Below are 10,486 nucleotides of genomic sequence, written 5' to 3'. Positions count from 1 at the left end.
CACGAGCGCATCGCGCGCCCGATCATCGACAACGGCGAATTCAATCACGGCCTCACGTACTCGGGCCATCCGGTGGCAGCGGCCGTCGCGGTCGCGAACCTGAAGCTGCTGCGCGACGAAGGCATCGTCGAGCGCGTGAAGACCGACACCGGCCCGTATTTCCAGGCGCTGATGCGCGAAACCTTCGCGCGTCATCCGATCGTCGGCGAAGTGCACGGCCACGGGATGGTCGCGAGCCTGCAACTGGCCGAAGCGCCGGCCGAACGCCGCCGCTTCGCGAACGGCGGCGACGTCGGCACGATCTGCCGCGACTTCTGCTTCAACGGCAACCTGATCATGCGCGCGACCGGCGACCGAATGCTGCTGTCGCCGCCGCTCGTGATCTCGCGTCAGGAAATCGATGAACTCGTGTCGAAGGCGAAGAAGGCCGTCGATGCAACCGCCCAGCAACTGGGTATTTCGTAACGGCCTTGCCTACGGGCGTGCGGCGGGCGCCGCACGCCGCCACAACCAGGGGAACTCCACCATGCGTGCCTGTATTCTTCGCCAAGCCTGCTCCGTCGCCGCCCTCGCCGCCGCGGCCGCGCTCACGTCGGTCGCCAGCCCGTCGGCGCATGCCGACGAGCTGAACGTCTACAACTGGTCCGACTACATCGCGCCGGACACGATCCCGAACTTCCAGAAGCAGACGGGCATTCACGTCAAGTACGACAACTACGACAGCGACGACACGCTTCAGGCGAAGCTGCTGGCCGGCAGCTCCGGCTACGACATCGTCGTGCCGACGTCGAACTACATGGCCAAGCAGATCCAGGCCGGCGTGTACCAGAAGCTCGACAAGTCGAAGATTCCGAACCTCGCGAACCTCGACCCGCTGCTGATGAAGATGATCGCCGACGCCGATCCTGGCAACCAGTACGGCGTACCCTGGGCGTACGGCACGGACGGCATCGGCTACAACGCCCAGGCGGTGAAGAAGGTGCTCGGCGACAAGGCGCCCGTCGACAGCTGGGCGCTGGTGTTCGATCCGGCCAACATGGAGAAGCTGAAGAGCTGCGGCGTGTCGTTCCTCGACCAGGCCGTCGACGTGTTCGCCGCCACGCTGCAATACATGGGCAAGGATCCGAACAGCAAGAACCCGGGCGATTACCAGGCTGCATTCGAAGTCCTGAAGAAAGTCCGCCCGTACATCACGCAGTTCAACTCGTCCGGCTACATCAACGACCTCGCGAACAACGACGTGTGCGTCGTGCTCGGCTGGTCCGGCGACGTCGGCATCGCACACCGTCGTTCGGCCGAAGCGAAGCGCTCGTACGACATCAAGTTCGCGAACCCGAAGGAAGGCGGCCTGCTGTGGTTCGACGTGATGGTGATCCCGAAGGATGCGCCGCACCCGGAAGCCGCGATGAAGTGGATCAACTACGTGTCCGATCCGAAGGTCAACGCGGCGATCACCAACACGGTGTTCTACCCGACCGCGAACAAGGCCGCGCATCAATTCGTCACGCCGGCCGTCGCGCAGGACCCGACCGTCTACCCGCCCGAAGACGTGCTGAAGAAGATGGTGCTGATGAAGCCGATGCCGGCCGACATCCTGCGCCTCGAGAACCGTCTGTGGGCTCAGTTGAAGACGGGCCACTGATCGCCGTGCATCGCGGCGGCGCAGGCATCGCGGTACGCCTGCCCGCCTGACATTCGCGGACCTCCGTCCGCCCGCGCGCCGCGCGCGCTGTTCCATCCGGCACGAGCCGTCGTCCGCGAGTCGCGTTGCGCGCCTCGCGCGGGGACGCTCACGCCTGCAATCCGTGAAGAACGAATGGTGACTCCCATGCAATCGATACCCTCTTCCGCTGCCGCACGACAGACCCAACCGGCCACGGCGCCCCGTACGCAAAACGACGCGTTTGTGCGCATCGAAAACGTCGTGAAGAAATTCGGCGACAGCACGGCCGTCGACAACGTGAACCTGACGATCGCGAAGAACGAGCTGTTCGCGCTGCTCGGCAGCTCGGGCTGCGGCAAGTCCACGCTGCTGCGCATGCTTGCCGGGCTGGAAACGGCCACCTCCGGCAAGATCTTCGTCGACGGCGAGGATCTCGCGTCGCTGCCGCCGTACCGCCGCCCCGTCAACATGATGTTCCAGTCGTACGCGCTGTTCCCGCACATGACGGTCGAATCGAACGTCGCATTCGGGCTGAAGCAGGAAGGCACGCCGAAGCACGAGATCAGGGAGCGCGTGGCCGACGCGCTCGCGCTCGTGCAGATGAGCAAGTACGCGAAGCGCAAGCCGCATCAGCTCTCGGGCGGCCAGCAGCAGCGCGTCGCGCTGGCCCGCTCGCTCGTGAAGCGCCCGAAGCTGCTGCTGCTCGACGAGCCGATGTCCGCGCTCGACAAGAAGATTCGCCAGAGGACCCAGCTCGAACTCGTGAACATCATCGAGAAGGTCGACGTGACCTGCGTGATGGTCACGCACGACCAGGAAGAGGCGATGACGATGGCGAGCCGCCTCGCGGTGATGAGCGAAGGCAAGATCGTGCAGATCGGCTCGCCCGGCGAAGTCTACGAATACCCGAACAGCCGCTTCTCGGCCGAATTCATCGGCTCGACCAACCTGTTCGAGGGCCGCGTCGTCGAGGACGAGCCCGATCACATCTTCGTCGAAAGCGACGACCTCGAAGCCCGCATGTACGTGAGCCACGGCGTGACCGGCCCGCTCGGGATGCCGGTCGGCATCTCGGTGCGCCCGGAGCGCGTACACGTGTCGCGCGAGAAGCCGGGCTCGAAGCACAACTGGGCGCGCGGCGTCGTCACCGACATCGCGTACATGGGCAGCTATTCGCTGTACCACGTGCGTCTGCCGAGCGGCAAGACGGTGGTGTCGAACCTGTCGAGCTCGCACCTGATGAACGACGGCGCGCCGGCATGGAACGACGACGTGTTCGTGTCGTGGTCGCCGGCCAGCGGCGTCGTGCTGACGCAGTGAGGACGCCGCGATGAGAACCTCCGCTTCCACGCCTTCCGCGCCGGTGTCGACCGGCGCGCCCGCCGCCACGCCGGCCACCCGGCGCGGCAACCGCTTCGCCGCGCTGTCGCGCTTCCTGCCGTCGGGCCGCAGCGTCGCGATCGGCGTGCCGTTCCTGTGGCTCGCCGTATTCTTCGCGCTGCCGTTCGTGCTGGTGCTGAAGATCAGCTTCGCCGACCAGGTGATGGGCATCCCGCCGTACACGTCGCTCGTCGAGATCAAGGACGGCGTCGTGCACTTCGCGCTGCAACTGTCGCACTACGCGTTCCTGCTGCAGGACGACCTGTACATCGCGACCTATCTCAGCTCGCTGAAGATGGCCGCCGTGTCGACGGTGCTGTGCCTGCTGATCGGCTATCCGATGGCGTACTACATCGCGCGTTCGGAGCCGAACCGCCGCAACGTGCTGATGATGGCCGTGATGCTGCCGTTCTGGACGTCGTTCCTGATCCGCGTGTACGCATGGATCGGCATCCTGAAGGACGACGGCCTCCTGAACCACACGCTGATCGCGCTCGGCATCATCCACACGCCGCTGCGGCTCTATCACAGCGATGCGGGCGTCTACATCGGGATGGTCTATTCGTACCTGCCGTTCATGGTGATGCCGCTCTATGCGCACCTCGTGAAGATGGACCTGACGCTGCTCGAAGCCGCGTACGACCTCGGCGCGAAACCGTGGGTCGCGTTCACGCGCATCACGCTGCCGCTGTCGAAGAACGGGATCATCGCCGGCAGCCTGCTGGTGTTCATCCCGGCGGTGGGCGAGTACGTGATCCCGGAGCTGCTCGGCGGCGCCGACACGCTGATGATCGGCCGCGTGATGTGGGATGAATTCTTCAACAACATGGACTGGCCGATGGCGTCCGCGGTGACGGTCGCAATGGTGCTGTTGCTGCTGGTGCCGATGGCGCTGTTCCAGTACTACCAGGTCAAGGAACTGGAGGACGCGAAATGATCAAGCCGAGCAAACCGCTGTCGACGGGCGTTCTCGCCTTCGGCTTCCTGTTTCTGTACATCCCGATCGTCAGCCTCGTCGTGTACTCGTTCAACGAGTCGAAGCTGGTGACGGTGTGGTCGGGCTTCTCGCTGAAGTGGTACGCGGCGCTGCTGGACGACGACGAGCTGCTGACCGCCGCCTGGCTATCGCTGAAGATCGGCCTGTTGACGGCCACCGCGTCGGTCGTGATCGGCACGTGGGCGGGCTTCGTGCTCGCGCGCTTCGGGCGCTTCAAGGGCTTCACGCTGTACACGGGGATGATCAATGCGCCACTGGTGATTCCGGAGGTGATCCAGGGAATCTCGCTGCTCTTGCTGTTCGTCGCGCTGGAACAGATGTTCGGCTGGCCGAAGGGGCGCGGGATGGCGACGATCTGGATCGGCCACGTGATGCTGTGCGTGTCGTACGTGGCGATCATCGTGCAGTCGCGCGTGAAGGAGATGAACAAGTCGCTCGAGGAGGCCGCGCTCGACCTGGGCGCGACGCCGCTGAAGGTGTTCTTCGTGGTGACGCTGCCGCTGATCTCGCAGGCGCTGCTGTCGGGGTGGCTGCTGTCGTTCACGCTGTCGATCGACGATCTGGTGCTGTCGGCGTTCCTGTCCGGGCCGGGGTCGACGACGCTGCCGCTGGTGGTGTTCTCGCGCGTGCGGCTGGGGCTGAACCCGGAGATGAATGCGCTGGCGACGCTGTTCATCACCGCCGTGACGATCGGCGTGATCGTCGTGAACCGGACGATGATCGCGCGCGAGCGGCGCCGGATGGCCGACTTGAAGGCGGCGTTTGCGGCGGCGTGACGGGCCGCCTCCGCTTCGAAGACAACAAGCACTGCAGACAAGCATGACGCGCGGCCTCAGGGGGGCGCGCGATTCGATCCCGATTTGACAGGCGCACGACTAGGAGAATCCGCAATGAAGAAGAAACTGATCTGCCTGCTGGTGGCCGGCGCGTTGCCGGGCATCGCGCTGGCCGGTTCCACCTCCGCCGAAATCAAGGCGCTGCAGGCGCAGGTCGCGGCACTGCAGAAACAGATGAAGGCCATGCAGGCGCAACTCGCCACGAAGCCGGGCGGCACGGCGGTCGCGACGTCCGGCGCGAGCGGCGGCATGGCCGGCGGCGGCGCCGTCGCGGTCGCCGCCGACCCGGGTTCGCCGGATTACGGCAAGGCACGCGCGACGCTGACCAACGACGAGGTCAGCGAAATGAAGCAGCAGATCGCGAACCAGCAACTGAAGGTCGACTCGCTGACCGACGCGGCCACCACGGGCCCGCTCGCCGGCCTGTCGGTCACCGGCTACATCGATCCGACCTACATCTACAACCGCGCGGCCGGCACGTCGTCGTTCCTGTTCGCGAACCACGAGAACGCGTACAACTATTTCAACAGCACGTTCGGCGATCTCTACCTCGACATCAAGAAGACGTTCGGCGTCGGCCCGATGGCGCCGTCGGCCGAAATCACGTTGATGCCGAACCGCGGCAACGGCATCACGCTGCTGCAGAACTCGCGCGGCTCGATCACCGACAACCTGCTGAACACGGCGGTCGTCAACGTGCCGATCACCGCGGAAACGACGCTGGTCGCCGGCCTGATCCCGAGCTTCGGCGGCTACGAAGTGCAGCAGTCGAACCAGATGCTCACGCTCACGCACAACCTGCTGTACGATTTCTCCGATCCGGGCAGCTACGTCGGTGTCGGCGCGAACTACACGAAGGGCAACTGGGCGTGGAAGTTCTTCCTCGGTAACGAGCAGTACCGCACGTACGGTTCGGTCACGCAGACGGGCACCAATGCGCTCGGCGACCCGATCACCACCAGCAACAAGGTGCCGACCTTCACCGCGCGTGCGGACTACACGTGGTCGAGCGCGCTCGATCTCGGCGGCTCGTTCAACATCGGCCGCCAGACGCTGTCGAGCGCGATCGACGAGAACGGCGTCGTCCACTACGGCCCGGGCGGCGCGGCGCCGAGCGGCTACGGCTCGTTCTTCTTCGGCGAACTCGATGCGACCTACACGCTCGCCGACGTGCAGTACAACGCCGAAGTCGACTACGGCCGGCAGCAGCATGCGGCGTTCAACGGCGGGCTCGCGCAGTGGTACGGGCTGTCGCTGCTCGCGCACCGCAAGTTCAACGCGCCGGTGGTCGGCCGCATGGGCGTGACGCTGCGCTACGACCTGCTCGCGAACTCGAAGAACGGCGGCGGCGGCGGCGGCATCGCGCTGAACGGCAACGGGATGGACCCGAGCAACGGCTTCGGCGTCGATGCGGACTGCCTCGCGATGTCGAAGGCCGGCGGCGGCCTGGGCTTCGAGTGCAAGGGCGCGGTGCGCCAGGACGTCGCGCTCGACCTGCTGTTCTATCCGACCCAGCAGATCACCGTGAAGGTCGAATATCGGCACGACTGGGCGAACAACAAGGTGTTCCTGCGCAACGACGGCTCGTACGGCAAGTCCAACGATCTGCTCGCGACGCAGTTCATCTATTCGTTCTGATGCAGGACGCGCGGGGCGCCGTGCCGCACGCACGGCGTCCCGCGCCGTATTGCGAATGGCTGCGCGCCGTTGCAGCCTTGTCGAGGGAGTCGGTTTCATGACGCAGTCTTTCACCCGCCGCGCCGATGCGCTCGCGCGCGACTCGTACTACGAAGCCACGGCCACGCGGCCCGTCGCCGACGATCCGATGCTCGACGCGGCGATCGACGTCGAGGTCTGCGTGATCGGCGCCGGCTTCGCGGGCCTGTCGACGGCGCTCGACTGTCGCGCGCACGGGCTGTCCGTCGCCGTGCTCGATGCACACCGGCCCGGCTGGGGCGCATCGGGCCGCAACGGCGGCCAGGCGATCACCGGCTTCGCGAAAGACGAGGTGATCGAGAAACAGCTCGGCGCCGACGGCGCGCGCGCCGCGTGGTCGCTGTCGCTCGACGGCGTCGCGCTGATCGCCGATCGCATCGCGCGCTACGGGATCGATTGCGACTTCACGCGCGGCTACCTGACGGTGGCGACGAAGCCGCGCCGCATCGACGACCTGCGCGCATGGATGAACGCCGCGACGTCGCGCTGGGGCCATCCGTCGCTCGCGTGGCTCGATACCGGCGAGATCCAGGCGCGCATTGCATCGACGCGGTACCTGGCCGGCGTGCACGATCCGCTGTCGGGCCATCTGCATCCGCTCAAGTACTGCCTCGGCCTCGCGGATGCCGCGCGCCGCGAAGGCGTCGCGCTGTACGCGCACACGCCGGCACTCGACGTCGTGCGCGGCGCGCGGCCCGTCGTGCGCACGCCGTCGGGCGAAGTGCGCTGCCGTTTCGTCGTGTCGTGCTGCAACGCCGGGCCCGGCGGCGTGCTGCCCGCCGCGACCGCCGCACGCATCGCACCGATCGCGTCGTACATCATCGCGACCGAGCCGCTCGGACGCGCGCGCGCCGACGCGCTGATCGCGCGGCGCGAGGCCGTGTGCGACAACAACTTCTTTCTCGACTACTTCCGGCTGTCGGCCGACCACCGGATGCTGTTCGGCGGCCGCGCGAATTCGGCCGGCGCGTCGCCCGCCGCGCTCGCCGAAGCGATCCGGCAGCGCATGGTCGGCGTGTTCCCGCAGCTCGGCGACGTGCGCGTCGAGCACGCGTGGGGCGGCTTCGTCGACGTCACACGCAACCGCGCGCCGGACTTCGGCGCGATCGATCCGAACTTCTTCTACGTCCAGGGTTTCAGCGGACACGGCGTCGCGCTCACGGGAATCGCCGGGCGCGCGGTCGCCGGCGCGATCGCGGGCGACACGCGCGCGTTCGACCTGTTCGCCCGCTTGCGCCACCGGCGCTTTCCCGGCAGCGACGCATGGCGGCAACCCGCACTCGAACTCGGGATGCTGTACCACCGCGTGCGCGAGCTGTTCTGAACCCTCTTGATACGTGTTCCCCATGCAGACATTCGCCAACCAGCCGCACGTCGCGTCGTACTACGCGGCGACCGCCAACGACACGACCCGCCACGCACCGCTCGCCGGCACGACCGACGCCGACGTGTGTGTGATCGGTGCGGGCCTCACGGGCCTGTCCGCCGCGCTCAATCTCGCCGAGCGCGGCCATTCGGTGGTCGTGCTCGAAGCGTCGCGCGTCGGCTGGGCGGCGAGCGGCCGCAACGGCGGCCAGTTGATCGGCGGCTTCGCGTGCGACATCGACACGTTTGCGCAGTTCATGCCGGAAGCCGACGTGAAGCGGATCTGGGACATGGGACTCGAAACGCTGTCGCTCGTGAAGTCGCGCATCGCGCAACACGACATCGACTGCGCCCTGGTGCCCGGCTACCTGACCGCGGCCAACACCGAACGCGACGCCGATGCGCTGAAACGGTGGCGCGACGAAGCCGCGAAGCGCTTCGGCTACGACCGCTTCCACTTCGTCGAAGCCGACGAACTCGGCGACTACGTGCAGTCGGCCCGCTATTGCGGCGGCCTGTACGACCCCGACAGCGGCCACCTCCATCCGCTCAACTACACGCTCGGCCTCGCGCGGGCGGCCACCGCTGCCGGCGTGCGCATCCACGAGGACAGTTGCGTGACGCGCGTGCGCGACGTGTCCGGCGGCCACGTCGTCGAGACGAGCGGCGGCAACGTGCGGGCGCGCTTCGTGGTGCTCGCCTGCAACACCTACGTCGGCACGCTCGCGCCTGCGCTGGCGAGGAAGATCATGCCGGTCGGCACCTACGTGATCGCGACCGAGCCGCTCGGCGAAGCGCGTGCCGCCGCGCTAATGCCCGCGCGCGCGGCGATCTGCGACAGCCGCTTCGTGCTCGACTATTTCCGGCCGGCGCCCGACACGCGGCTCGTCTGGGGCGGCAAGGTCAGCTATTCGACGCGCGAGCCGCGCGACCTCGCGGCGGCGATGCGCGCCGACATGCTGAAGACGTTCCCGCAACTCGCGGACGTGAAGGTCGACTATGCGTGGGGCGGCTTCGTCGACATCACGATGAACCGCGCGCCGCATTTCGGCCGCATCGCGCCGACGACGTACTTCGCGCAGGGGTTTTCGGGGCACGGCGTGAACACGACCGCACTCGCGGGCAAGCTCATCGCCGAGGCGATCGACGGCCAGGCGAGCCGCTTCGACCTGTTCGACAAGATCCGGCATCGCGACTTCCCCGGCGGCGAGGCGCTGCGCACGCCGGCGCTGGTGCTCGCGATGAGCTGGTACCGGCTGCTGGACGCGTTCGGCGTGCATTGAGCGGCGCGCGGCATTGCCGCGCAGAAGCAAAACGGCCGCTCGTTTCGAGCGGCCGTCCGGACGACAGGCGTGGCGTGACGCCGCCGCGCGTCAGTCGGTACCGTACTTCGGCGAGCGCGGCCCGTACAGCAGCCCGTTCGGCGGCCCGGCCGACAGCAGCCGCGTGCTCGTCAGCCCGGCGACGTCATGCGCTTCGTCGGTCAGCGAATGCGCGACCTGCTTGACGGCCGCCTGCACGAGCGCCCCGACGATCCCGAACGTATTGACGCTCATGTTGTTGCCGACTTCCTTGCCGGTCGCCCGGCCCTCGCCCTGCCACAGCACGTCGCCGCTCTTCAGGTCGACGAGCTTTGCCGACGCGGAAACGATCGTCGTGCTGTCGATCAGTTGATAGACGGAGCCGTACTGCGTGACCTTCGAATACAGCGCGGCGTCCGCGCCGAAGATCTCGCGCAGTTTCGCCGGCGACGTAGCCTGGATATCGGTCGCGTTCGTCAGGCCGTTCTGCTTGAACGTCTCGTCCATCACCGCAACGGGCACCACGTAGTAGCCGGACTCGGCGAGCGGCAGCGTCATCTGCGACAGCACGCCGTAGGTTGCGCCGACGTCGGTGGTTTCGTTGACCGGCGGCAGCACGAGAATCGAACGCGGCTGGCTCTTCTTGAACGCCGTGTAGTCGGGACGTTGTACCGGCTGCGCACACGCGCTCAGCAGCGCGGCGATCGACAGCACGGACAGCAGCTTGAATGAAAGTGTCTTGAACATGGCAGGCGTGTCACTGTTTGGCGGAATTCGAATCGGCATTCTTCTGACCGGCAACGGTCTGTCCGGCGGCCGCCGGATTCGCGGTTTTCGATGCACCGGCCTTCTTCTTCATCAGGAAATCCATAAACGCCGTGGATTCCGGGAACAGTTGCTTCTCGGCCTGCAGCTCCTGCTCGGCCTGCTGCTCGTTGCCGACGCTCGCATACAGCATCCCGAGATGCGCATGGAAACCCGGCGGCGGCGTATGGCCCTTCGCGCGGATCTCCTGCAGCGCTTTTTCGAGCGCATCGATCTGCTGCTGCGGCGCTTGCTGCCCCTTGAAGTATTCGTACACCTGCGGCTGATAGCCGGTCCACTGATACAGCGGCGGCGTGGTCGGCGCCGCGCAGCCCGCGAGCAGCAATGCAGCCGCCGTCGCCGGCAGCCAGATTCCCCGTTTCATGGTCTTGTCTCTTCTGGTGGGTGAAATGATTCGTACGTG

10 protein-coding genes are annotated in these 10,486 nt (G+C 66.7%); 8 read left to right on the top strand and 2 right to left on the bottom strand.

Annotated elements, in window-relative coordinates:
* From WS61_RS11920 to WS61_RS11885, 8 genes are all read left to right on the top strand, one after another.
* Positions 1-465, top strand: a 465-nt coding sequence (locus WS61_RS11920; RefSeq protein ID WP_157692728.1) for an aminotransferase class III-fold pyridoxal phosphate-dependent enzyme, incomplete at its 5' end; no start/stop codon positions are given.
* A gap of 61 nt (positions 466-526) precedes the next feature.
* On the top strand, positions 527-1,642 hold the full coding sequence (locus WS61_RS11915) for a polyamine ABC transporter substrate-binding protein (RefSeq protein ID WP_059500660.1): 1,116 nt from the start codon (positions 527-529) through the stop codon (positions 1,640-1,642).
* Between the two features lie 186 nt (positions 1,643-1,828).
* Positions 1,829-2,983 carry an ABC transporter ATP-binding protein gene (locus WS61_RS11910; RefSeq protein WP_059500659.1) on the top strand — a complete coding sequence of 385 codons (1,155 nt, stop codon included), beginning with the start codon at positions 1,829-1,831 and terminating at the stop codon, positions 2,981-2,983.
* Positions 2,984-2,993: 10 nt separating this feature from the next.
* Positions 2,994-3,980, top strand: coding sequence for an ABC transporter permease subunit (locus WS61_RS11905; RefSeq protein WP_059500658.1), 987 nt, complete (start codon positions 2,994-2,996; stop codon positions 3,978-3,980).
* Positions 3,977-4,816 carry an ABC transporter permease subunit gene (locus tag WS61_RS11900; RefSeq protein WP_034208583.1) on the top strand — a complete coding sequence of 280 codons (840 nt, stop codon included), beginning with the start codon at positions 3,977-3,979 and terminating at the stop codon, positions 4,814-4,816. Before WS61_RS11905 ends, WS61_RS11900 begins: the two co-directional genes overlap by 4 nt.
* 114 nt (positions 4,817-4,930) lie before the next feature.
* Positions 4,931-6,514: a DUF3138 family protein gene (locus tag WS61_RS11895; RefSeq protein WP_059500657.1), complete on the top strand. Its 1,584-nt coding sequence runs from the start codon at positions 4,931-4,933 to the stop codon at positions 6,512-6,514.
* Between the two features lie 97 nt (positions 6,515-6,611).
* A complete protein-coding gene (locus WS61_RS11890) occupies positions 6,612-7,916 on the top strand; it encodes an FAD-binding oxidoreductase (protein WP_059500656.1) in 1,305 nt (434 codons plus the stop codon).
* 22 nt (positions 7,917-7,938) lie between these two features.
* Entirely contained in the window at positions 7,939-9,240 is a 1,302-nt protein-coding gene (locus tag WS61_RS11885; RefSeq protein ID WP_059500655.1) for an FAD-binding oxidoreductase, read from the top strand.
* Positions 9,241-9,330: 90 nt separating this feature from the next.
* On the opposite strand, the gene WS61_RS11880 is transcribed toward WS61_RS11885, so the two are convergent.
* Both WS61_RS11880 and WS61_RS11875 read right to left on the bottom strand, forming a co-directional pair.
* A complete protein-coding gene (locus WS61_RS11880; protein WP_059500654.1) occupies positions 9,331-10,005 on the bottom strand; it encodes a DUF799 domain-containing protein in 675 nt (224 codons plus the stop codon).
* Between the two features lie 10 nt (positions 10,006-10,015).
* The gene (locus tag WS61_RS11875) at positions 10,016-10,447 is read right to left on the bottom strand and encodes a DUF4810 domain-containing protein (RefSeq protein WP_059500653.1); all 432 of its coding nucleotides are present in this window, start codon (positions 10,445-10,447) and stop codon (positions 10,016-10,018) included.
* Positions 10,448-10,486 lie beyond the last annotated feature (39 nt).

The organism is Burkholderia sp. ABCPW 11, from assembly GCF_001523445.1.
Taxonomy (GTDB): Bacteria; Pseudomonadota; Gammaproteobacteria; order Burkholderiales; family Burkholderiaceae; genus Burkholderia.
This window is presented reverse-complemented; position numbering and strand designations above follow the sequence as displayed.